General features: G+C 43.9%; 22 protein-coding genes. 8 read left to right on the top strand and 14 right to left on the bottom strand.

Features of this window, described 5'->3' with window-relative positions:
* Nucleotides 1-59 precede the first annotated feature (59 nt).
* Nucleotides 60-965 carry a hypothetical protein gene (locus A3763_RS12045; RefSeq protein WP_068509477.1) on the bottom strand — a complete coding sequence of 302 codons (906 nt, stop codon included), beginning with the start codon at nucleotides 963-965 and terminating at the stop codon, nucleotides 60-62.
* 164 nt (nucleotides 966-1129) lie between these two features.
* Nucleotides 1130-2368 carry a CsgG/HfaB family protein gene (locus A3763_RS12040; RefSeq protein WP_068509475.1) on the bottom strand — a complete coding sequence of 413 codons (1239 nt, stop codon included), beginning with the start codon at nucleotides 2366-2368 and terminating at the stop codon, nucleotides 1130-1132.
* A 595-nt stretch (nucleotides 2369-2963) separates the two neighbouring features.
* Here A3763_RS12040 and A3763_RS12035 point away from each other — a divergent pair.
* On the top strand, nucleotides 2964-3551 hold the full coding sequence (locus A3763_RS12035; RefSeq protein ID WP_068509507.1) for a nucleoside triphosphate pyrophosphatase: 588 nt from the start codon (nucleotides 2964-2966) through the stop codon (nucleotides 3549-3551).
* A 22-nt stretch (nucleotides 3552-3573) separates the two neighbouring features.
* Here the strand turns inward: A3763_RS12035 and A3763_RS12030 are convergent, their stop codons facing one another.
* The 4 genes from A3763_RS12030 to A3763_RS12015 form a co-directional block, all read right to left on the bottom strand.
* The gene (locus A3763_RS12030) at nucleotides 3574-4125 is read right to left on the bottom strand and encodes a phosphatase PAP2 family protein (protein ID WP_068509473.1); all 552 of its coding nucleotides are present in this window, start codon (nucleotides 4123-4125) and stop codon (nucleotides 3574-3576) included.
* Entirely contained in the window at nucleotides 4094-5281 is a 1188-nt protein-coding gene (locus A3763_RS12025) for a glycosyltransferase family 1 protein (protein ID WP_068509471.1), read from the bottom strand. Before A3763_RS12025 ends, A3763_RS12030 begins: the two co-directional genes overlap by 32 nt.
* Nucleotides 5282-5467: 186 nt before the next feature.
* Nucleotides 5468-5896 carry a tetratricopeptide repeat protein gene (locus A3763_RS12020; protein ID WP_068509469.1) on the bottom strand — a complete coding sequence of 143 codons (429 nt, stop codon included), beginning with the start codon at nucleotides 5894-5896 and terminating at the stop codon, nucleotides 5468-5470.
* A gap of 41 nt (nucleotides 5897-5937) precedes the next feature.
* The gene (locus A3763_RS12015) at nucleotides 5938-6240 is read right to left on the bottom strand and encodes a DUF6172 family protein (protein ID WP_068509467.1); all 303 of its coding nucleotides are present in this window, start codon (nucleotides 6238-6240) and stop codon (nucleotides 5938-5940) included.
* Nucleotides 6241-6598: 358 nt separating this feature from the next.
* Here A3763_RS12015 and A3763_RS12010 point away from each other — a divergent pair, with 358 nt between their 5' ends.
* Entirely contained in the window at nucleotides 6599-7594 is a 996-nt protein-coding gene (locus tag A3763_RS12010; RefSeq protein WP_068509465.1) for a branched-chain amino acid aminotransferase, read from the top strand.
* 299 nt (nucleotides 7595-7893) lie between these two features.
* Here A3763_RS12010 and A3763_RS12005 read toward each other — a convergent pair whose 3' ends face one another.
* A complete protein-coding gene (locus tag A3763_RS12005) occupies nucleotides 7894-9150 on the bottom strand; it encodes a DEAD/DEAH box helicase (protein WP_068509505.1) in 1257 nt (418 codons plus the stop codon).
* A gap of 201 nt (nucleotides 9151-9351) precedes the next feature.
* Between A3763_RS12005 and A3763_RS12000 the strand changes: the two genes are divergently transcribed.
* Both A3763_RS12000 and A3763_RS11995 read left to right on the top strand, forming a co-directional pair.
* Nucleotides 9352-9795 (top strand): DUF3010 family protein, encoded by a 444-nt coding sequence (locus A3763_RS12000; RefSeq protein WP_068509463.1) that lies wholly within the window; start codon nucleotides 9352-9354, stop codon nucleotides 9793-9795.
* A 176-nt stretch (nucleotides 9796-9971) separates the two neighbouring features.
* Complete coding sequence (locus A3763_RS11995) at nucleotides 9972-11582, top strand: ABC-F family ATPase (RefSeq protein WP_082865154.1); 1611 nt, start codon at nucleotides 9972-9974, stop codon at nucleotides 11580-11582.
* A 17-nt stretch (nucleotides 11583-11599) separates the two neighbouring features.
* Here the strand turns inward: A3763_RS11995 and A3763_RS11990 are convergent, their stop codons facing one another.
* Together A3763_RS11990 and A3763_RS11985 are read right to left on the bottom strand one after the other, a co-directional pair.
* Nucleotides 11600-12424: a DUF2971 domain-containing protein gene (locus A3763_RS11990; RefSeq protein WP_068509459.1), complete on the bottom strand. Its 825-nt coding sequence runs from the start codon at nucleotides 12422-12424 to the stop codon at nucleotides 11600-11602.
* A 265-nt stretch (nucleotides 12425-12689) separates the two neighbouring features.
* Nucleotides 12690-13610 (bottom strand): Tim44 domain-containing protein, encoded by a 921-nt coding sequence (locus A3763_RS11985; protein WP_068509456.1) that lies wholly within the window; start codon nucleotides 13608-13610, stop codon nucleotides 12690-12692.
* Between the two features lie 321 nt (nucleotides 13611-13931).
* On the opposite strand from A3763_RS11985, the gene A3763_RS11980 reads away from it, so the two are divergent.
* A complete protein-coding gene (locus A3763_RS11980) occupies nucleotides 13932-14231 on the top strand; it encodes a PilZ domain-containing protein (protein WP_068509454.1) in 300 nt (99 codons plus the stop codon).
* Nucleotides 14232-14470: 239 nt separating this feature from the next.
* On the opposite strand, the gene A3763_RS11975 is transcribed toward A3763_RS11980, so the two are convergent.
* A complete protein-coding gene (locus A3763_RS11975; protein ID WP_068509451.1) occupies nucleotides 14471-16501 on the bottom strand; it encodes a methyl-accepting chemotaxis protein in 2031 nt (676 codons plus the stop codon).
* Between the two features lie 315 nt (nucleotides 16502-16816).
* Nucleotides 16817-17029, bottom strand: a complete 213-nt coding sequence (locus A3763_RS30120; RefSeq protein ID WP_068509449.1) for a LysR substrate-binding domain-containing protein — start codon at nucleotides 17027-17029, stop codon at nucleotides 16817-16819.
* A 119-nt stretch (nucleotides 17030-17148) separates the two neighbouring features.
* On the opposite strand from A3763_RS30120, the gene A3763_RS11965 reads away from it, so the two are divergent.
* Nucleotides 17149-17871 carry a nitroreductase gene (locus A3763_RS11965; protein ID WP_068509447.1) on the top strand — a complete coding sequence of 241 codons (723 nt, stop codon included), beginning with the start codon at nucleotides 17149-17151 and terminating at the stop codon, nucleotides 17869-17871.
* 36 nt (nucleotides 17872-17907) lie between these two features.
* Here A3763_RS11965 and A3763_RS11960 read toward each other — a convergent pair whose 3' ends face one another.
* Together A3763_RS11960 and A3763_RS11955 are read right to left on the bottom strand one after the other, a co-directional pair.
* Nucleotides 17908-19839 carry a beta-propeller domain-containing protein gene (locus A3763_RS11960; protein WP_068509444.1) on the bottom strand — a complete coding sequence of 644 codons (1932 nt, stop codon included), beginning with the start codon at nucleotides 19837-19839 and terminating at the stop codon, nucleotides 17908-17910.
* 13 nt (nucleotides 19840-19852) lie between these two features.
* Complete coding sequence (locus tag A3763_RS11955; RefSeq protein WP_068509442.1) at nucleotides 19853-20704, bottom strand: DUF6502 family protein; 852 nt, start codon at nucleotides 20702-20704, stop codon at nucleotides 19853-19855.
* A gap of 171 nt (nucleotides 20705-20875) precedes the next feature.
* Between A3763_RS11955 and A3763_RS11950 the strand changes: the two genes are divergently transcribed.
* Entirely contained in the window at nucleotides 20876-21772 is an 897-nt protein-coding gene (locus A3763_RS11950) for an alpha/beta fold hydrolase (RefSeq protein WP_068509440.1), read from the top strand.
* Nucleotides 21773-21856: 84 nt separating this feature from the next.
* Here the strand turns inward: A3763_RS11950 and A3763_RS11945 are convergent, their stop codons facing one another.
* The gene (locus A3763_RS11945; protein ID WP_068509437.1) at nucleotides 21857-22864 is read right to left on the bottom strand and encodes a GTP-binding protein; all 1008 of its coding nucleotides are present in this window, start codon (nucleotides 22862-22864) and stop codon (nucleotides 21857-21859) included.
* Between the two features lie 309 nt (nucleotides 22865-23173).
* On the opposite strand from A3763_RS11945, the gene A3763_RS11940 reads away from it, so the two are divergent.
* A complete protein-coding gene (locus A3763_RS11940) occupies nucleotides 23174-23830 on the top strand; it encodes a cytochrome c (RefSeq protein ID WP_068509435.1) in 657 nt (218 codons plus the stop codon).
* The last annotated feature ends 111 nt before the right edge of the window (nucleotides 23831-23941 follow it).

Here is a 23941-nt window from a genome sequence, read left to right as displayed (position 1 = left end):
TTGATTCTCCTTTACTCTATTCTCTTCAATCAAGAGTTTAACTAACTTTGTCCTAGAGTTTAAATGTCTAAACCTCTAGGCATAAGGTGCTTTACAACCTTTCGTGAATTGTCCAGATTCAGTACGTGATGGCAGTGCTCAGGAAGGCAATCTAAACTATGTCTAGTCAGGCGCTCATAGTGCTGAATAAATGTTTCGACTTCCTCAGGGCTCATGATTTTGCTGTGTGTTTGATCCGTATCAAAAGAGCTTTTCTGACGAAGTTTCTCTTCTTGTTCCAGTCGCCACTGATATACACAGTCGAAGCTTGGCGCTTGTAACATGATCAAGCAATCAATTTGATTCCATAAAGACGGATAGTGGCTTGAGAGTTGATCGTTGACATATTGTCGCCAAGTGCCACTTTCGTCTTGTGTTGATTCAAGTTTGTTGATTGCTTCTTTAAGTCGCTCCTCAGCTTGAGCGGGGATCCCCAGACACCAGCCTTCCAAAATAATTATATCTAAAGGTGCTTCTACTTTTGGCCAGCTGCATTCTGGAAAGCGATCATCGGTAGCTTTATCGAATCGAGGTATAGAGATCTCTTGGTTGTGACTTTTTAGTGCATGCAGTGTATTCAGGGCCAAATTTAGGTCGTGGGTGCCGGGCACGCCTCGTGTTTTAAGCATGGGGTGAATGTCGCGTGCCAAGTGCTGGCGTTGGTCGTGCGTAAGGTAAAAGTCGTCGATAGAGATGGATAGACTCTTTAAACCTTCGGCCTGGAACGACAGGGAAAGGTAGTCTGCCAAAGTAGTCTTTCCAGAGCCTTGGCAACCATTTAATCCAACAATTATGGTTTTTTGTGCACCTTTATGGTGCTTGATAATAGTCTTAACCAGCGGGTCAAACCAAATTGAGGCCTGAGTTAAATAGGACTCAGGTAGCTTGTTGCCCTTTATAAATGCCTGTTTGTCAGCTGTCTTCATGGTAGGGAGCCTATCACTACTCAATAATATAAGTGGGATAATGCATTAACCGTTCCGGTTTTTAAGTTACGGAAGAAGCTTTTGATTGGATCAGGGGGAGACAGCTTTAAATAAGGAACCATGCCTCCCTTAAAACGTCTGGGAGGCATGGGCTAACTTAGCGCCTAACGGAACAGATTTTCTTCATTAACCAATTCAATCGCATTCAACTGATGGTAAATACTATCATCGTAGGCACCATTTGAGATGATGCGTTGTCTGTGACGCTCAAAGATCTTGTTGTACTTCATTATGCGGCTGCCATAAGCAGACCAGGCTTGCTCTTTGGCTTGCTGAGGCCATGATTCGAGTTCAATTTGTGCAGTTTCTAGTTGAGAAACATGCGGGCCTCCCCAAATCATTGACATGGCGAGTGCTCCCATACCGTGCATATCGGGGTGATTCTTCATAGCTTCAATTTGCTGGGGAGTCATTGAGGCAAATGTTCCCATATGCTCCACACTGCGCTTAAGTGCTTTGTAGTAATCTTCCATTGCGTCTTCATCGTAGTTGTCGACGCTAATATTTACATTACGTGTTCTAACATTAACGACAGGTGCTGCAGCAACGACAGGGGTGACAACAGGTGCAGTGTATTGCTGAGTTGCTTGGGGCATTGGGTCGTCTTCACCACCGATCGTTAGACGACCACCTTTACCTAGTCCGCCTTTTACCGTTTGGGCTTTGTATACGCGAAGAGCCTTAACCATTTCATTGAAGGAGTCAGCGAAGGCTGCGGTAACAACCTTACCTTCAGGAGTCTTAGAAAATCCACCTACGCCGACAGCAGCACCGCCACCAAATAGGCCGCCAAGGAAACCGAAGTCATTGTTTTCAGCGCTACCATTTGCCGAAGAAACCTGAACACCAGAACGGTTTTCGATAAGCGTTAAATTGGTTTCGGCTTCATTTGAACTCATTTGACCGGCCGCAAGCTTGCCTAGTGATCCGAAACTGCCAAGTACTGCGCCAAACCCGCCGGTTTTTTCTGCAAACAAGACAGAGGGGCTAAGTGTAAAATCAGCTGCTACCATTTGACCGCCGCCAAAATTACTACCAGAGCGCAGTTGACCAGAATTCATTAGTTGACGTTCACGGTTCATTGCATTCATTGCCGCGCCACGTTCAACGATGACAAAACAGTTTGATTGCTGAATCATGAGTCTTAGGACCGGGACAGTACTTCCTAGTCTTGGATATTGCTGTTTGTAAGTTCCCCACCATGGTAGTGAGGTATCTTCAAAGATAGACAGTGTGCCGAGTGTTTCTTCACACTTTTCGAGTTCTGTGTTGTTATCTACGCTACTTTCACCAGCAGCACTGCCAGTAACGACACCGCTTCCGCCACCACCTAGGGAAGGCATGGTGCTACAAGCAGATAGCAAGATTGATGCGATAGTTATGGATATAACGCTTATTGATTTGATGGGGTTAATTCCGACTTCCTTTTAAATATTCGTGATAACAATATTCAATGTCACATTATGGTTTTACCAACTAACGAAACATTTCCCTCTCTGCTCTATCGAAAAATTACCCTAGGGGCATACTACTTCGTAGTGAGTACTACTCGGAAAAAGACTGCATCGAGCACTGCCTATTATCTTGGCGCTTTTTGAGGGTGATCGAAATATTCTATAGAGCAAAAGTTACAAAAAAATTTCCGTTGCTGTAAGTAACTTGCAATACTATATAACTGTATATTCAGTAGAAAAAAACTCTTAGGATAAACAAAGTACCTTTGCTGAACGTTTTTAGAGGGCTAAATTTATTGGAGAACTGTTATGTTAAAACTAGCAATTTTTCAGAAAGCGCCTTTACTGCTTAACCGACTATAAACAATTGATAAAGCAATCCGTTCCGTTGAAGACGCTGCTACGTAAGGAGCGAGGCTTGTCATACTTTCCGAAGCGATTATTCCAGGTTTACTATTCAATTTATGAAGGAATCTTAAAAAATATGGCAGACTTGCTATTGGCATCTGGCTCCAGTCGCCGGAGAGAACTATTAGAACAAATCGGTGTTCCTTATCATAGTGCATCAATGGATATCGATGAGTCAGTACTTGAAGGGGAATTGCCCGACGCTTATGTAAGGCGCTTGGCTAAAGAAAAAGCCTTAGCAGGTCTCAGCTTTAATCCTGAAAAGACAGTTTTAGCTGCAGATACGACCGTTACGATAGACGGCACGATTCTAGGCAAGCCAGATAATGAACGCGTAGCATTTGAAATGCTAAAGCGTTTATCAGGAACAAATCATCTAGTGCTAACGGGTATCGCTGTGGCGAAGTTATCTGAGGGGAAAGCGGTAATTGAAGCTGATGTTGTGACAACAGAAGTGTCGTTTATGAAGCTGAGTGATCAGCAAATTAGGCAATATATCGCAACGGGTGAACCAATGGATAAGGCAGGTGCATATGGCATACAAGGCAAAGCGGCATTGTTTGTTGAAGGGATTGTCGGAAGCTATAGCAATGTAGTGGGCTTGCCTCTGGCCGAAACAGGGAAGATCTTACAGGCCTTCGATGTGCCTATTTGGCAGGAATAAGGTAAAGGCCAGTAGCGCTGGTTTAGAAGAGTACGGGGCTTAAGTAGTTTGCAATTGATGCCAGCAATATACCTAATCCCGCGCCACACAATACATCTGTCGGATAGTGAAGGCCGAGTACCATTCTCGAGAGGGCAATTAGAATAGAGAAGGGTACCAATAATACAGCGAACTCTGGCAGGTGCCATAGCACAACAGTCGAGAAGCAGGCCGCGTGCATTGTGTGTCCAGAAGGAAAGCTGTATTGATCTAAAGGTGCGCAGCCTTTATAGACATCTTTTGAGCGGATAAATGGTCGTTCTCTTACTAGTTTCTTTTTAAGTTGCTTATAGATCAGTAGGCAAGCACCGCCCGCCGTTATCATCAACCCTGATAAAAGTAGACCTTCTTCACCATATAAGATTGGCAGGACAAGCGCGAGACTATACCAGAAAACACCATCCCCTAAGCGGCTGATTATTGCAAAGAAGGTGTTAACCGTTTTAGTGCGACAAAAATGATTAAGGTACAGGCAAGCTGCAATATCCCAGCTATTGAGCTTATTAAATGCTGTTGATGTTTTGAGAGGATTCATGTGTCTCATCTCCTAGCCTTAAGGGTGGCTTTTCGAGTAACTTTTTGACGAACTGATTGACGATATTGTTCCAGGTAATTGTTTGTGCCAATTGATAGGCATTTTCACGAATTTTTTCCAGCTCGGAAGAGCTTTCGATTGCTTCCAGAGTCAATTGAATGAAGGCTTCGTCATTGTCTAAATTTGCGATATATGCCGAATTGCCATGGCTTAAGTGTTCCTTCGCAGCGGCGTCATTAAATGCAACGATACCCAGCCTGCTTGCCATTGCTTCAGTCACAACATTACCAAAGGTGTCGGTTTTGCTTGGAAATAGAAAAAGGTCTGCTGAGGCATAATACTTGGCTAGCTCTTCACCCGTTTTCATTCCAACGAAACGGATGCCAGGGTGTTCACTTTCCAAGGTTTTTCTTAAGGGGCCATCACCAACGACGACGAAAACACAGTCCGGATGAGTGGCGGTGACGTTCTCATAGGCCTTGATAGCCAAGGCAATATTTTTTTCTCCTGCAACTCGGCCGACATAGAGGCAAACGACTTGCCCATCTGTCACATGCCATCTTTCACGAAGGCGAGAACAGCGTTTACTTGGTGTAAACCGCGAAGAATCGATTCCGCGACTGAGCACACTGACATTTTCAAACCCTTTTCGACTTAGCCATTCCTGCTGTTTTTTCGTAGGCACGATCGTTCCACGTGTCTGGTTGTGAAAATACCTCAGGAAGCCAAATATTAAAGGTTCGAGAAACCCTAGGCCGTAGTACTTACTGTAGGACTGGAAATTAGTATGGAAGCCGCTAAGTATAGGAATATTCAGTTTCTTAGCTGCACGAACAGCTGAAAGACCAAGGGGGCCTTCGGTCGCGACATAAATGGCAGAAGGTGGAGATTTCTTCCATAGACTTACTAGCTTCCTTTTACAAGGTAGGCCAAACTTGAGCTCCTTGTATCTCGGTATAGGAAGTCCGGCAACTGTATAGGTCTCGCATTGATCACTTTCCACTGAGGCATCATCAGGATTCTGCTTGGGTCTGATGATTTGAGTGTAGATACCCTTATTTTGAAGTCCTTCAACCCAGTACTTCAAGGTATTGGCAACGCCATTTACTTCAGGGTAGTAGGTTTCAGTAACAATGCTCACCTTGATTTTTGTCATATCAATACATACTTGGATTTGTACAATTTATGTACAAACTATTCATGTTTGAAGTGACAGTTTGGTGACAAAAGGATGATGGTTTGATGACTTAGGGGCTTTGCCAGAACAGTAGAGTTCTGGGTGTCGCCACAAAAGTACTTATTGAAACTATCTTAAGGGCGAATAAAGTGTGCCCGGTTATGCTTATTCCATCGGGCTTGCTAAGGAATCAAGTAATTCGTTGATCTCTCGTTTAAGTGAGTCATCTTCAATTTTATTGGCGCTAACTTTAGCGTTTTGCAGGTTTTTGATTGCTTCCTCAGTCTGGCCGAGCTCGACCTGCAAGGTCGCCATTGAGTATGCCACTGAAGACATATGGTCTTTTGAATTAATATCGACAGACTTCTTTAGGGCCTTTTCATAAATGGCTATCGCATCGCTTAAGTCTTCTGAAAAGTCAGCTAATGTTTCCCATTGAACAGGGTGATCCTTATCTGTATCTTCATTATCTAGACAGATCGCCTTGAGTTCAGAGTAGAGCGAATCAAAGGTTTCTTGGTCATCTTTTTTCGCTGCTGCCATTAGCTTTTCTGCAAGCCCGTGGACGGCTTTATATATCTTGGTGTTCATCATTTCTTTTTACCTTTGAGTCACGCTGCCTTAGGGTTTACTGTCTAATATTCCTGTTGAATCGAATTGCCATCAGGTGAAACGGCTTTAGCAGTGATTTCCACGTAGATAGTCATAATGTTATTCGCAACCAGTTCATCGATATGGCTCATCAAAGAGGGCAGCTGAATTTCCACAGCCGCTTCTTCTGATTGACCAAACTTACAATCAAAACCCCAATATTTAGTGCCAGAAGGTAGAGGCTTCTTACGTTCCTTTTTGAGAAACTTTCTGATGTCATGTTTTACTGAGTCGACAACGCGAGGCACTTTGATTTTTGGGTGAGCTAATTGATAAGTTTTTTTCATCGGAAGTCCTGCTTGGGTGAGCGCTGTTTGCGCTAGAGAGTTTAAACTGTGGGCAGTGTAATGTTTATGCCGACATTCTACCATGACTTTGACATTTAGCTTGGATTCCTGGGTGTGTGGCCTCCAGCTTAGGGCATACTCATCTTGTTGGGTGGGTAGAGCTTTTTTGAAGGGCCATACTTGCAACTTTATTGATATATCGTCATTGATTGGCGATCTAGGTAGTTTATACTAGGCAGAATTTTATGAATTGAGTGCAGTCTGCTGAAAAATATCGCTGCGATAAGCAATTCACACCGAGCAAAATTGATTCCGGAAGCTTATTTCAAGGCTTCCATTTACAGACTTAGGAATAGTAATGGCCGCATTTGGAACCGTTTTCATGCCTAAAATGGCACTGGCAAGCTACGAAAACAATTCTTGGACCTCTTCAAGTATCATTTCATCCGATAAACTGGAATTACACCCGGGTGCCCATGTCTTGCATTATTCCAGTACATGCTTTGAAGGCTTGAAAGCATTTAAGCATAAAGATGGCAGCATTAATATTTTTCGTATGGATGCCAATGTTCAGCGTATGGCCCAGAGTACAGATTTATTATTCCTACCCGAAATTAACAAAGAACAATTAGGCGATATGATTAAAGAAATCGTCGGACTTTATGTAGAAGACGTACCTGAAGCGCCAGGTTCTATGTATATTCGTCCGACTCATATCGGCACGGAACCAAGCATTGGAAAAGCCGCGGTCTCTTCTGCGACGTCGCTTCTATATGTTTTGTTATCACCCGTAGGTGATTACTTTTCTGGTGGCGTTAAGCCCTTAAGGCTATTGCTAGAAGAAGACGGTATGCGTTGTGCTCCTCATATGGGAATGATTAAGAGTGGTGGTAACTATGCCAGTGCATTAGGCCCAATTGCTCGTGCACGCAACACTAACAATGCTGATCAAGTGCTTTTCTGCCCGAATGGTGATGTACAGGAAACCGGTGCAGCAAACTTCATTCTGATTGATGGAAACGAGATCATAACTAAGGCCTTGGATAGTTCTTTCTTACACGGCATTACTCGTGACTCAATATTAACGATTGCCCGCGATATGGGAATGACCGTGAGCGAACGTGATTTCACGGTAAGTGAATTGATTGAACGCGCACAAAAGCCAGGTACCGAAGCCGCGCTTTCTGGTACTGCCGCAGTATTAACGCCTGTTGGCACCTTAATTCATAATGATGAAGAAATTACAGTAGGTTCTGGTGAGGCAGGTGAAACCACCTTAAAACTTCGCCAGGCACTAAATGATATTCAATGGGGTAAGGCAGAAGATAAGTTTGGCTGGTTGCAGAAAGTCTAAGCCTTGATCATTGCGATGTAATATCGCATTGCGAAAAAGACGCGTATTGAACTGTTTCCTGTGTAGGGGATAAGTTGGTACGCGTTTTTTATATCATCCCACAGATGGGATAAACCTTTTCTCCCCATTTGGCCTCTTTTTAGCACTTCTAACTTGACTTGTGACCAGTGGTCACGGTTAAATAACTACCAGTTACTTATCTTATTTAGGCAAGGCCTTTCCTAATAAGCTGTGTTAGAACATCAAAGCGACTAGCGGTTTATCTCAACGCTAGGTTTTGACACAGCTCCTTTTTCCTCTTACTTTCGTTTCTTACCGTACGCTCTATCTTTTCGACGTTTCTTCTGAGCGGTGCGGGAATTCTTTTTCGATGTTTTAACTTCTTTTGTTAAATCAGGTTCATAGCCGGGTAACCACTGTTGCGGCAAACGTTCATCAAGCACGGCTTCAATTTCTTCTAGTAAATACTCTTCACCTAAGCTTAACAACGATATTGCCAGGCCTTCTTGGCCAGCTCTGCCGGTGCGCCCTATGCGATGAATATAATCCTCCGCAACGTAAGGTAGTTCGTAATTGATGACATACTTGAGCTGGTCAATATCCAGCCCTCGAGCAGCGACATCCGTTGCAACTAAGGCGCGTAGTTTGTTTTGCTTGAAGTCTTCCAGTGCACGCTCACGAGCGCCTTGAGACTTGTCACCATGAATAGCTGCCGTCTTGAGCCCATCCTTGATCATTTCTTTGGAGAGCTCGTCAGCGGCTTGCTTGGTGCGTGTAAAGATGAGTACCTGCTGCCAATTTTTAGAGCCAATTAAGTAAGACGTTAATTCGCGCTTGCGATCCTTGTCGACGGTGTAGACCATTTGTTCAACTTTCTTAGCGGCGGTATTGCGAGCATCGACTTCAATGAGCTTGGGGTCTTTTAATAATTTTTTGCTCAGATCGAAAATAGCCTGATCGAAGGTTGCAGAGAATAGCAGGGTTTGCCGCTGTTTAGGCATGCCCCTCAAAATACGATTTATATCATTAATGAAACCCATGTCTAGCATACGGTCTGCTTCATCAAATACTAGGAACTCAATGTGATTTAAGTCGATACACTCCTTCATGAGCAAGTCGAGTAAACGTCCAGGTGTAGCCACCACAATACTCACCCCCTTTTTGATAGCTTGTATTTGTGGGTTCAAGCTAACGCCGCCATAGGCGATAGCTGACTGAATATTTGTGTTGTGGCTGTAAGTATTTATGCTATTGAATACTTGTAGTGCTAATTCTCGTGTAGGTGTTAATACTAAGGCTTTGGGTGACTGGCAGGAGCTTTCTTCAATGTTGTCATTAATTGGCTTAAGGGTGTTTTGAGCATCAATAAGTTTTTGAATAATGGGAAGGGCAAAGGCTGCGGTTTTGCCCGTACCGGTTTGTGCCCCAGCCATCACATCGTGGCCGGCGAGAACTTCAGGAATAGCTGCTTGTTGGATAGGCGTTGCGTCAAGGTAGCCGAGCTCAAGCAGATGAGTCAATAATTGAGGGGAAAGACCTAGGGTTTGAAAGCTCATGGATATCTCGATTATTGATAGTGGGAAAATGGCGTGCAGTGTAGCGGCTTTATCTTGAACTTGATATATGACACCGCTAGGCTGTTTAATTCCGGGCTTTACTTGATCTGTCATGAAATCTATACGCCAACAGCTATTGATCATTTCATTAGCGTGCAGATTTACCTACAATGCAGCCATTCCTAATATTGAGATTTAGTTATGAAAGTATGTGGTGTTGAATTAAAGGGTAGTGATGCGATTATTTGTCTCTTGTCCATGGATGATGAGATATTCGATATCCCTGACTGTCGCGTAAGAAAAGTGACGCTAGAGAAGAGCCATAGTCTAAAGTACTTTCAGGCTACGTTTGCCAAACTGATGACAGACTATCAAATAGATACCGTAATTATTCGAGAGAGACCGACAAAAGGTAAGTTTGCCGGTGGTGCGATTGGTTTCAAAATGGAGGCTGCAATTGAACTGATTGATGGAGTCGATGTTCGCTTGATAACCCCAGTTGATATCAAAGCAGCTGTTAAGAAAAACCCTATCCCGGTACCTTTTGAAGAAACAGGCCTGAAAGTGATGCAAGAAGCCGCATTTACTACAGCTTATGCCTACCTTATGCGTAGACATTATGGTGTGGATGCAGAACAGGAGTAACGGCCAGGCTTACTTCGACAGTCTTGTATGTTTTATAGTCAATTTGTCTCGACTTTCTAGCCCCAAGTCTTTATAGTTCGCGCCCCTTTGTGCTTAAGCTTCTGTCACTCTTTGCTAAAACCGATTGAAAGACATTCAAGCTGAGCCTCTCACCTTCAAATACCTAGGACGCTCTCTTGATTTCTACCGCTAATATCACCATGCAGTTTGGTGCTGAACCTTTGTTCGAGAACATTTCAGCTAAATTTGGTAACGGTAATCGCTATGGTTTAATCGGGGCTAATGGTTGCGGTAAATCAACCTTTATGAAAATCCTGAGTGGTGAGTTAACACCAACGTCCGGTAACGTTTCTATAACACCAGGTGAAAAGGTCGGTGTACTAAGCCAGGATCAGTTTGCCTTCGAAGAGTACAGCGTTGTCGATGCAGTGATCATGGGTGATGTTGAGCTGTGGAAAGTGAAACAAGAGCGTGATCGTATCTACAGCCTACCTGAAATGTCTGAAGAAGATGGCATGAAGGTCGCTGAATTGGAAACGCAATTTGCGGAGATGGACGGCTACAGTGCGGAGAGTCGAGCCGGGGAAATATTACTATCAGCGGGTATTGCTGAAGAATTCCACTTTGGTTTGATGGCACAAGTTGCACCAGGTTGGAAGTTAAGAGTGTTATTAGCTCAGGCTTTGTTCGCGAACCCTGATATTTTGCTTTTGGACGAACCGACCAACAACCTGGACATTCATACCATTGAGTGGCTCGGTACGGTTTTGAATGAGCGAAAATGTACGATGATTATCATCTCGCACGATCGCCATTTCTTGAATTCTGTGTGCACGCATATGGCGGATATCGATTATGGCGAGTTACGTATTTACCCGGGCAACTATGAAGCCTTTACGGCAGCCTCAACACTAATACGTGAGCAACTATTTGCCGAGAATGCTAAAAAGAGTGCCGAAATTGATGAGCTTCAAGCCTTTGTTAACCGCTTTTCAGCCAATGCGTCGAAAGCTAAACAAGCCAGCTCTCGTGCTAAAAAGCTAGATAAGATAACGCTAGATGAAGTCAAATCGTCTAGCCGTTTAACACCTTCCATTAGTTTCAAGCAAGATAAGAAATTGCATCGCCAAGCCTTGGTGCTGGAAGACTTAGGTCATGGCTTTGACGGTGAGACACTCTTCTCGGGTGGTGACCTGATTCTAGAAGCGGGCGCAAAGCTTGCGGTGATTGGTGAGAACGGGGTGGGGAAGTCAACTTTCTTACGTTGTTTGATGAATGAGATTCAAGCCAATACGGGTGAAGTAAAGTGGGCTGAAAATGCCGTATTAGGCTACTGCCCGCAGGACAGCACGAAAGATTTCGACAGTGACCTAAACCTCTTTGACTGGATGTCTCAGTGGCGTACTGCAAAGCATAACGATTTAATGGTTCGCGGTATGTTAGGTCGAATGCTCTTTACCGAAGATGACGTTAACAAGAAAGCCAAAGTCTGCTCAGGTGGTGAGAAAAACCGCTTGTTGTTTGGCAAGTTAATGATGCAGGACCTAAATATTCTGATTATGGATGAGCCGACCAACCACATGGATATGGAAGCCATTGAAGCTCTGAACGAAGCGCTTAAAAACTTTGATGGCACTTTGATTTTTGTTAGCCACGACCGAGAGTTTGTCTCATCACTGGCAACACGCGTCATCGAAATTAAAGACCAGGGCTTGATAGATTTTCAAGGCACTTACGAAGAGTATATGGCTAACCAGGAAGCAGCTGAGCAAGTTAAGGTCGCTTAGTTCAAGTTGACTTTATCTCAATCAATGGCTGTGCGATGGAGTATATATTGGCCGGGGTCCAGCCGGCACTCCATAAGCTCAGCATGTCGGTAGCGTAAGTCAGTGCTCAAGAGGTTAACGAGCGCTTTTTTTAGTTCCGCTGTCATATTTGCCCCGCAGGTGACGGACTTGATCACCGTATTGGGGATTTTATGAAGGTGAATACTGAGTTCATCGACGTTTATGAGCTTGTCACTCACTGATGCCGGCCGTAATAAGCGCCACTCTTGCTCATGAGAAAAGTGTTCACTACGGTGAAATAGTGAAATGAAAGGATGTGAGTCTTTCAGCTTTAACGGACGCTCTGCACTATACTTCACTGGCTGAAACATTTGAGGGGCATCTCGGTATTGAGGGGCGGTAAAAAACTCATGAGTTTGGTCTAGTTCGATGACCATACCTCGGTGATTAGCCGCTTGATACTGCCAGAGTAGCGAGTTATCTGCTCTTTCAGATAAGCATAGCAGTGTTAGATTTTTCTGTTGTTTAGCCGACACTGTACTCACTTGCGGTACAGAACGTTGTCTTATTTGTGCTTCAATACTGGCTCGTTTGCTTTGGGATTGTTCTTCAAAATACTCAAAGCTCATCAGGCTTGATAAAGACTCTGGTAGCGCCGCGAATTGAGCTTTCAATTCAACTCTGAACTCTTCATCTGAAACAGCGATTGACCCATCAGGCTGATGATTAAGGGCTTCATTGCTAACGAATGGGTCCATCAATGATGAGGCTTCTAAGAAAGGTAGCTTCCCTTCTCGCAACCACGTTAAGCCTTTCTCGCTGCAGTATAAAAACAGGCTCACTTTCTACCTTTATAAGCGTATTATATTTAATGAAAAACCAAAGGGTCAGTTTAAAGTTTCAAGCACTAAAGCAAAGCAGAATAGCATAATCGTCGGGATGAAAATAACTGTAAGTTGTTTCCATCGTGGCCATTTATCAGCCTTTATAAACGCCACCAGGCATGAAATTAAAAATACGATCAGCACTAAAATTCTAAACATAAAGATCCTATGGCAGTTGTATGTAAGCTGCTTTTATGGTCAGGAAGTTGTTAGAAACTATAGCTTAGTTTTCGATTCCTACGATTAACCAAGGCGCATTGTTATCGCGGGTGTCTCTGGTTAAGTGCCAAAGATCTGTAATATCCTCTTCAACTCCTTCGGTTTCATCACTATAGCGCCCACTAAACTGAATGCTTAGCTCTGCCAAGCCTGCTGATTGGTCAGCTCTGACGATCTGGGCATCAATAAACAGCACATTCGTGTGCTGTTCACCTTCAAGCGCTGCACGTTCTTCTTTTAAATGGGAAAACAACTCTGAGCTAACGTACTCCTCAATTTTACTTAGATCATTCTCATTCCAGGCTAGCTGGATGGTACGGTAATGCTCACGAGCGCCGGCCAAAAAATTGTTGATATCAAAGTCTGCAGGCAGGTTATAAGGTACATCATTATACGAACCAAACCCTGAAGTTTGCTCTTCATTAAAGGTAGCATCGTTGTTCTGGTTAGCTGTTGGCTGATTGCCGGAAGATGACTGAGGAAACTGACCCGCCAAGAACTTGCTTGGTTGGGCGTCTGTTTGGCTCTCTTGTCTGAATTGATTTGTAGAATAAGCTGGTTGAGGCTCCATGGAGGCTGCTTTAGCTTGCATCATACCTTTAAATAAGCGAATCAGAATAAAGGCCACCAAAGCGAGCAGAATTATATCCATGATTTGAATGCCTTCAAATGCTCCACCCATTAAAGCTGCAATTAAGCCACCAGCGAGAAGGCCACCCATTAAACCTTTCGCCATACCGCCCTTGGCCGGCGCTTTCTGTTTTGCAGCTCCTGAATTATTTGGCGCAGCTTTTTTAGCAGGAGAAGGCTTGGTTTGAAATAGCTTTCCAAACGACTTTCCGCCGCCGAACTTTTTGGCATCGACGTGCGTGGCGTTTAAAGCTAGTGCAAACAGCACAGGTAGCATGAGCCAGAATTTTTTCATGTGTGATAATACTCTTTTAGGATGGTGATACGTTTCAGGCTAAGTATCCTAATGTCATTACCAGTAATGTCAATGAGAAGAGAAATAAAGGGGGAGAGGCACTTTACTCAGACGCCAATTCCCACTCGGATGATCATTGCCGTTTTTTTGACCAATTATTAGTGCCTTGCTTTATTCAAATTCTAGAAGTGTGCCGCAAGGTGTTGATGGTAAGAAGTATCTGTTTTTACGGTACGACCTTTGATTAATATTTAGTGTTGGTTCAAGAGTCTGACTTTTAGGCCTTGAGCAGTCCTGCATCCAGTTGTTGAGGAATTATCTATGATCAATGTTAGAAATTATGATGAGAAACGTGACCATATCCGTATGAAGCTAGACACGCCTATCCAGGTAAAACTGGATACTGGAAACTATATTGAGGGCACTTGCCTCGATCTTAGTGTAAATGGCATGCAAGTTGAACTTGATAGGGCGATTAACGCAGGTGAATGTATTGAGGCCTGTATCCGCTCAGAGATGGGAATAGTGCCCGACTTGGTTAGCAAGGCGACGGTTGTACGAACAACCCAGATCGAATCGGGTCGATATCTACACGGCGTACAAATACAAAGCATGCAGTAGTCAAAAAGCGACGGAGGGATCTAATTTTAACCAATGTAAGCGGTTTGGTTTATAGTCCCTCTGAAATTTATGAGATCTACTTGTCTCGACTTAGGTGAGTAGTAAACCTAATCTCTGCTGTGTCTTTGCGTTTCCTATATAGACCTAGTTAATCGATTCGTATACATAGAACGATTAAAAAAATATGATACAGCAGTGACTATCAGTTTCCTTTTTATTGAGCAATTGAATAAGCTTGCTCAGACCTTAAAGCGGTTAACTAAGTCGGACAAATCCTGATTTAGTTGGTTTGCTTGTTGGCAGCTTGCAGAAGTTTGTTCCATGCCCTCGCTGGTCGTGGTGGCGACTTCAACAACCGTTTGAACATTCTTCTCCATTTCTTCACACACGCATGACTGTTCTTCTGAAGCGCTTGCTACTAGTTGGTTAATCTCATTTATAACTGAAATCGAAGAAGCAATTTGGTTAAGTGATCGTTGTACTTGTTCACTTTGACGAACGGTACTTTGACTTTGTTCATTACTTCGTGTCATGACTTCGACGGCTCTCTGTGATCCACTTTTGAGTCGATCAATCATTTCTTGTATTTCTTCTGTGCTTTGTTGAGTGCGTCCTGCCAAGCCTCTAACTTCATCAGCAACAACAGCAAATCCTCTACCGTGCTCACCTGCTCGCGCAGCTTCGATTGCGGCATTGAGAGCAAGGAGGTTTGTTTGTTCCGCGATTCCAACGATCACGTTGAGGACGTTTACAATTTGATTGACCTCATCTTCAAGTGTTGAGATGACGCCTGTGGCATCCTCAATTTCAGCTGATAAACTGCCGATAGTCGAGATTGCTTCGGTGACAATTTGTTCGGCTTCTTCACTGACAATTTTCGCTTCGGTCGCACTTCTCGCCGCATTTTCGGTATTTTGAGCAATTTCTCGACCACTTGAGGACATCTGATTGATGGCTGTAGCGATTAGGTCTGTTTGACGTCTTTGTTCGTCTACACTCTCATTTGTTCGTTGAGCAACGTTGTCCATTTCCGTGATCTCTGCCGACATTGTTACAGAACGACTAGATACCTGGCTAATAATGTTATGGATGTTATCAAGGAAGCTGTCAAAGTGATTTCCTAGGGTGCCGAGTTCATCCTTTGACTCCATGTTGAGACGCAGTGTGAGGTCTCCTTCTCCTTGTGCTATGTCTTCAATTCGCGTGCTAATTTCGTTTAAGGGGCTGAGGATTGAGCGCAGTAGAAGTAAAGAGAAGATAATCACAACCACGACGCCGCCAATTGCAGTCATCGTCATAACGCTTAGTGTCGCCTGTTGAATTTGATTAATGACATCGACTTCATTTTCAACTACTCGATCTCCGCTTTCTTCAAATTTACCCAACTGCACCAGGAGTTGGTCAGCAATTGTGATGTATTTGATATGAGTTGTTTGATATGCGTGAGTTGCTGCAAACAGCTTTTTTGTTAGTTCTTCATGTTTGTCTAAGTGTTTTGTGTAGGCCTCTTCATAACTAAGGTTTTGCCATTTGCTTCCTGCATTTAATTTGAATGCACCAGTACTGAACATTTCCTTTGCTGCTTCTTTTTGGAATGCGAGCGCTTCGTTCAGATTGTATTGTGCGGCACTATGCTCTTCGCTCTTTGCGATAAAACGAGCCATATGGTAGAGACCAGAGAGTAAGCCGATACTAGACTCCATTGCGCCATCGGCAGCCAACCACATATTATCTAGGCCAGTATCCCATGTGACTAATTGAGAGGGGGACTTTTCTAGTTGTTCGACCGTTGAATCTCCGATTGCTTCTATTTCGCTACTTAGTTTGACGAATTTTTCTGCATTTTCATCATATTGATATTTTAAGAAGGCAAAGTCTTTATACTCTTTTAGCACTTCTTCGAGCAGCTTTTTATACTGACTTTTGTTTAAGGAAAAATTTTCGATTTGAGTGGCGTCCATGAGCCCTGCATCGCGGAGCTGATCTATCGCTTCATCGGTGCTTTGTTGGGCTTCCTTGATTGACTCTAGCCCTTTATCGTAATGATAACCTTGAAAGATTTTCTCTACTGCAAGCATTTGAGCTTCCAGACCAATTTCTGCCTCCATCGCTCCATCAGCGCTGTCCCATGCTGGACCCACGATAAATGATAGGTTATCTGATAGCTTACTAATACCATTAAAACCGATCAGTCCAACCAAAAGGATAACGAGTGTGGATAGGGCAAATCCAGATATTACTTTTAGACGTATTGTTGCATCGCGAAACATATTGAAGGCCGTTTGATTGAAGGAATGGCTTGTTCTTTTTGTATTCAGTATAGACAGGGTTAGAGATGTGGCAATGAAAGGTATTTTGGCAGCGATATCTCATGGTGACTGTTGATAAGTGAATGAGGTCAAACTCGGCTGATTTGCTCATCTTGCTGTTTTGAGTAGTTTGGAATTCGAAGCTTTTTTCTCGAACCGGTATTCGACATTGCGGCGTCAACCTTTTAATCGAATCTGGCCAAGCTGACACTCACCTTGAGTATTAAGACGCATCGACAAATTGATCTAACATAAAATCTATAAAAACGCGTAACTTTAAAGGCATAAACTCAGTTGAGGGGAACAGTAAAAAAACTTCATGGGGGTATTCTTTTGTCCTGAGAACAGTTCGACGAGTCTCCCGGCTTTAATGTCCTCTTCGATAAGATAACTGGGGAGCATAGAGATTCCCATACCTGCCTTGACCGCCTGATAAACCGATAATACGTCATTTACGACGAGCTTCTTCTGCGTGTCATTAACGTGCATTTCTGGGAGAAGTTGCAGATAACGCAATAGTATCTTTCATTATAGGTTATATATAAACCAATAGCCCGTGCTTATACTTGCATACACACCTTCGAAATATTGGTACATGAGGACGAATTATGAAACTTTCTGAAGCCTTGAAGACGCGCCGTAGCATTCGTCAATTCACACCTGTAAGTATTCCGGATGATGTCTTGGAGCGCGTTATCAGCAAAGCATTGCTATCACCCAGTGGAGGTAACTCTCAACCTTATCGAATTGCAATTGCTAGCGGTAGCACAAAAAATAAGATAGCTGACGAATTATCTAGCAAGTTCGCCAAAGCTAGCCGGATTAAGCGCCTTCCGTTACCAAGCAAAATTTGGCAGGGGTTAACAAGTGGTGTTTTGCCCGACGGCGATTATAACCCCGACGTCAGTTACCCTGATGAGCTTAAGAAACGCAAGTTTGATTGTGGCATGGGGCTATACGAAACACTGGGCATTGAAAGAAGTGACTACGAGGCACGTGAGGCGCAAATGCAAAAGAATTTTGAGTTTTTTGGTGCGCCCACTGCAATTTTTATATTTATCAATGACAAACTTGGTCTTTATAGTGCTTTGGACGCCGGTATCTTTATGCAATCACTCATGCTCGCTGCCGTAGAAGAAGGGTTGGGGTCCTGTCCTCAAGCCGCTATTGCCACTTGGGCAAGTCCGATCAAAAAGCATTTCGATATAGAAGAAGACTATAAACTGCTATGCGGTCTTTCGATCGGTTACCCTGCCGAGCATAAAGTGAACACTTATCAACCGGCAAAACGTAGCGTCGAAAATGTAATGTTTGCACCTACATCTAAGTAAGCTTGACGCTTCGACAAGCTTAAAAAAGGGTTTCATTCAGTCAGCGGGGTTAGCCAGGTCATCCCACAATTCTGTGATCAAGTATCCTCTATGAGAGTAGTGAACGTGAGTGCCAGTGAGAACCCCTCGGTCGTAGGATGAATAGTAATAACTACCTGACTGCCCGGTGCCGAGTTCGCTACCGACTATGCTTCCGGCTTGATTTAGACTAGCACCCTCAGGGTGTTCAGTATCTCTGACCTCAAAAAGATAGTAGGCGTCTTTTTGCCACTGCCAGTCCTCTAATATGCTCGCTGAAAAACCTAGACGCCATGAGTGTTCATCGTTGCCGGGTAAGATACTTAAGGCCGTATGAGTGTATTCGGCAGGAGAATATGATGTGTCGCCTTCAAGCAGTACTTCATTCACTAATAGCGGGTTGCTCATATCGCTCACGTCAAACAGTGCGAGTTTGATATTATTTGTTGCGACGCCACCTTCCGAGCCGCGGCCTAGGCCAAAGACAAGTGTATCGCCGAAGGGGTGAAGGTAGTTTGAAAAGCCGGGCAGTTCTAATTCACCTGCGACGCGAGGAGAGTCGTGATTAGATAAGTCAAGTACATAAAATGGGTCGATTTGTCTAAAGGTCACGATATAAGCTTTGTCACCGTCAAATCGAACACTGTAGATTGACTCTCCTGGTTTTCCGATAGCTTCCGGAGCCGATTCATTAGGGATTGTTGCATTCAGGTTCAGCTCTGTATCATCAATATTGATGGTATGTAGCCGATGTATATTTCTCTCTGTGCTGGAATGGTCAGTGGTCACGACTCGCAGATGATCCTGATACTCGCTAAGTCTGAACTGTTCATTCCAGCCTACTTGGCCGCTTAGGGCTACGCTTCCAGCAAACTCTAGACCATTGTCCGAATAGTCTAGCTTGTAGACCGTACTGCTATAAGATGAATCATTTGCGTTTTCGTAACTGTATTCATTTTCTACCATATACACGGCGTTCAATGATGCGTAGATTGTGGCAATGGGGGCGGCGATGCAGCTGGATTTTATATCTGAAAGCGCCATATCATGTGAAGCGCCAAGGTCGATTTTAGTAACGATAGCCAGGGTAGGTTGTGTTGAATCTTCTGGCTCGTTAGGAATATGGCAATCATTTTCACCTAGTAAAATCTTTGTTTGGCCATTTAAGGTGACGCTTGGGAGTAGGTCTTCTAATGTGGCCTTGCTGATTAATGACTCGTTACGGCTAATATCATCTTCTTCATAGGGATAGATTACATAGTCGTCGAGGTAGGCACTGTATTGGCTAATGATATAGAGCTTTGAGCCGATTTTTCGGCTGCTGACATACTGACCCTCTATCTGTATAGATGTGGTTTTGTCTATGGTGGATTCAGGTGTTTCCACGTCATACATATCAATACTGATACGGCTATCACTCCAGTGCCAGAAGTAGTCGCTATAGACTTGAGCGTATTCGTTAGCGATTGAAATAAGTTTTTTGTTTTCGAGTGTTTCTTCCAGATACAAGCCCTGTAAGTAATGACGTGAAGTAGAGAGGGTAATGGTATTGAGCGCTTCGTGTTTACCTGTCTGTTCCGATAATTCAAATATATTGATGTCGGAACCTCCATTGTAGCTGTATATCAGGTTTCCGTCGGTCTTAAGCCAGTCGAGTTCATCGACTCCTGTTTCTTGAGTATTAGTTCGGGAGTAGCTATCGCTTGACTCGTCAGAAGAGGCATCTGCACTTCCATCGCTTTCGAGTACGGGGGCATCGAGGCAAATATCGCAATAGCTAGGGTTCTGGTTATTCGAAGCAATTCCGTGCTTTAAGTAGCTTTCCAGAGGGCCGCCCGTTCCGGTAATTCCGCCATCATTCTCGGACTCACTACAGCCAACGAAAACAGATGACAGTAAGCTCAAGGTGAGAAGAAACAAACTTGGCTTAAGTTTATGTTGAATGTCCATTGCAGTTGGTCCTTTAAACTTGGCTCGATTTATTGTTGAGCTCTTCGAAATAATAAATTCCAACTCCCGCTCTGTACTGATTGGAAGCGTGTTTTTGTTCGGCTAATGGCATGTCGTGCTGTGCAAGCCACTTATTCAGCTTGAGCAACAATTTTTCATTTTCTTTTTTGCTGTATTGTTTAAATTCTTGAATAGAGTCACTTGATAGGTGCAAGTAAGCAACAGATCGTTGGAAGCGAGGTTCGTCTGAATCTGGATTTAAATTGTTGCTTAGTGTGGATATTAAATCGTGTGCTGATTGTGCGGCGACTTCAATCTGATCAAGGCTTTCGGGTATCGGGATATAGCCGGATTGGTTTAGCCGTAGGTGTTCATTTTCAAGTTTCTCCACTGCACCTAAACGGGTAAGTTCTTCAAGTAAGGTCGTTGTATGAATATCGCCACTATATTCTTTGACTAAAGACTCAAAACTTGGTGTGTCAGCGTTACTCGAGCTAAAAGGGAGGTCTAGCGGTGCGTTTTGATCGCGGCTATAAGCCGGCTCCCTAAGCCATGCGTTAATGACTCTCTCTGCCCGGTTGGCAGGTGTGGTTGTGGTGGGAATCTTGCTTTCATCAAGTTCTTTACGAATTCGTGCAACCTCTTTTCGATGAAGTCCGCTTAAAATCGAAATTCTAGAGGTGCTCTGGGGCTTTCCATCGACAGTGAACTCTTCTTCTGCAACGGCCACATAGGCATGTTTTACCCATTCGGCAAAGTCAGAGAAACCGACTCCTGACCTCAGGAGTATGCGCACCAAAGGTTTCATCATAAAGATGACACATTGGCTTAAGGTGTTTTTGTAGCTTAACGTTTCTTTGTTCATATTGGGAATATATTCCCAATATGAACAAATATCAAGTGAAACTCGCTAAGGCAAACTGGTCATTGCCACCGAATTGTATTGCCCGAACTGACACAAAACCTTCACATCGTATCTCCGATCGGCATCTAAACTTAAACCCATTGTTATTGTTTTTTCCTCCGTGCTGTCACCATGCCTAAAGCTGTATGTAACGATGTAAGTATTGAATACGAGACCTTCGGAAACCCTAAAAGGCCTGCCGTACTTCTGATTATGGGTTTAGGTGCCCAGATGATTGTTTGGCCTGACCGGTTCTGTCATCTGCTTGCTGAAGAAGGTTATTACGTTATCCGATTTGATAATCGCGATATTGGCCTTTCTACCAAGTTTGATCACTATGCAGCTCCTCGTGTGTTGAAACAGGTATTGGCAAACTGGTTTGGCTTGAAGATAGACGCACCCTACGATCTATATCATATGGCCCACGACGCGGTCTGTCTGCTTGACCACCTAAAGTGTAAACAGGCCCATATTGTCGGAGCTTCAATGGGTGGCATGATCGCTCAAATCATTGCTGGTATTTATCATGATCGTATTATTAGCTTAACCTCGATCATGTCTACGGCAGATAGTCGTGGTTTAGTGATGCCTTGGAATATGAAGCTGGGGCTTCATTTGCTTAAGTCGAGCCAGGCTGCCGAAGAAGAACAGCTAGACCTGAAAATGGAAACCGTCCGTTTGATTAGCAGCAGGACTCACCCGCCAAAGCAAGAAGAGTTAGAATCTCGACTCCGGAAAGCTCTGGCGCGTGATGCTGAAAAGTACGGTACAAAAAGACAGCTTTCTGCGATTGTAGCGACTAAGAAAACCAAAAAGATTACACAGCGAGTCAATGTACCCACTTTGATTATTCATGGTGCCGAAGATCGGCTCATTCCTATCAAGTTCGGAAGAAAAAATGCTGAACTGATTGAAGGTGCTGAATTCCGCGAGATAGAAGGGATGGCGCATGACTTTCCAAGACCCCTTGTTGGCTATCTGGCTTTTGTGGTTAGCAAGCACTTAGGAAAATCCTCTGATAGCGAATAGCTTGGTTAATGAATCGAATCACGCCGATGCGACCTTAAGGGGTCAAAGTACTTTAAATTATCTAAAAGAGCGTTTTCGAAAAGACTAGTTGAGCTCTGACATGCAAGCCAACAGTTCAGTTTCGATATCAGAGGCTAAGCCCTTGCCAATAATCTCAATTCGGCTTTCCAGGCATTCATCCAGTGCTACCTCGGTTAAGGCATCTGTTGTTAGGTTATAGCCGAATACTCCCTCGTCAGTGATAAACACGGCTTTCATTCGTTCAGCATTGACTCCACTCAAGAAGTTGAAAAGTGCAGCATGGCTAAAGGTCTTATCTGGCGAAAAGCGCCAGCCGATACTTTCGTAGCCCTCTCCCTTATTTGTTGCTTTTAAAAATCCTGTTTCCGGAATAGGCGAGTCCATGAGTAATCTAGGTGCGTCAGATTCATGATGGTGATGTTTGGCTGTTACCACTGAAGACGTCGGCCCATTCAAAAGTGCGATGTCGATATTTCCATAACTTGTTAGTACAACAGGAGGGGCTTTATCCATTGTTTTCTTAATATATTGGGTGAGTTGTGCTTCATCTCCGTCTTGGTAAAGGTCACTTTTGTTGCCAATGATCATATCAGCAATCAATATCTGTTGATTGAAGGTATCATGCTGGGTGTAGCGCTCATCGCTTAGCTTGCGTGCATCGACCAATGTGAGGGTCTTTTGTAGGGAGAGTACTTGTTGATAGTGTTCTGCCGACAGTACTTCTAAGACTTCTATTGGGTGGCCTAGCCCAGTTGGCTCTATCAACAAACGGTCTGGTTTAGCGCGCGAAAGCAATTGGTTTAAGGCAATTTGCATCGGTAAGCCCGATGCACAGCACATACAGCCGCCTGGCACCTCTTTGATAAATACGCCTTGTTCTTGAGAGCTCTGACCTTGAAAAAAACTGCCGTCTACACCAATTTCGCCAAATTCATTGACGAGTACCGCCCATCGTTCGTTATCGGGTTTTTGTTTGAGTAAGTTCAGAATCGCAGAAGTTTTTCCGACACCGAGGAAGCCGGTGATGATATTGGTGGGTACTGCCGAGACCGTTTTTGCGTCGATGGTCATACTAGGTTTTTGCCTTATATAAGTTTCGGACTGTGGTCAGGGCCAGCAAGCCGGGTAATGATCGGTAGAGTATATTCGAGAGTATAAACATAATCGTGCTGACGCACACGATTGTCTGTCTGACACCTTATGTATAAATAGACCTCAACATATGCAATTCTTGTGTTTACTATAGTGAGAAACGACCCGCTAGTTTGGTTTTGCTTCACCTGAAGGCATTTTCGTAGTTAACTAGAGAGATTAAATTAAGTGATTTATAGGCGTAAGCTTCAACTAACGCTTGGTGGAAAATTGATTAGGTACGAGTTCATGAACAGAAATGCAGTGATTATAATTTTGGTTATTTTTTCCATTTCAGCTGTCGCTTATGGCCATGGCGGGGCGACCGGTATTATTAAAGAGCGTATGGATTTAATGGATAATCTAAAAGGCGCTATGAAAGAGCTAAAACCGATTATGCGAGGGCAAAAAGAATACGACGCTGAAACTGTAAAGAGGAATGCGCTTCTGATCCGAGATCATTCTGGCGAGCATATGACAAAGCTTTTTCCCGATGGCAGTTTAAATATGCCTAGCGAGGCGACTGCTGAAATATGGAATGAGTGGGAGAATTTTCAGCGCTTAGCACGCAATCTAGAACGCTTAGGGCAGGCCTTGCACGATGGAGCTGCCAACAATCAGAATGTGGAACCAGAAAATGGTATGGGGAATACCATGATGGGTAATTCAAATCATATGTCCGGCCATAGCATGATGGGAGAATCGGGCCCTATGAATGGTCGCATGGGGGAGCAAATGAGAGGCCAGGGAATGATGGGTGCCCAAGGTCAAGCAGCAATGGGAGCGCAACGGGGGCTAGACAACATGAGTGATGAACACCTTGCTTCCAAACCGAGCGCTGGCTTGTTTCGTATGATTGGGCAGAGCTGTGCTTCGTGCCATAAAAAATACCGCATCGAGAAATGACAGGAATGCCTCGCCGCTACTACAGCTTTTGCTTACTTCTATTGCTTTTAGGGGGGGGGCTTCTATATAGGCTTTGGCTGCCCCTGTCTCCAAGTTTTAGTTCAGAAGGTA

The organism is Oleiphilus sp. HI0128, from assembly GCF_001635365.1.
Note: the sequence above shows the minus strand (reverse complement) of the source record. Positions and strands in the feature narration are given on the sequence as shown.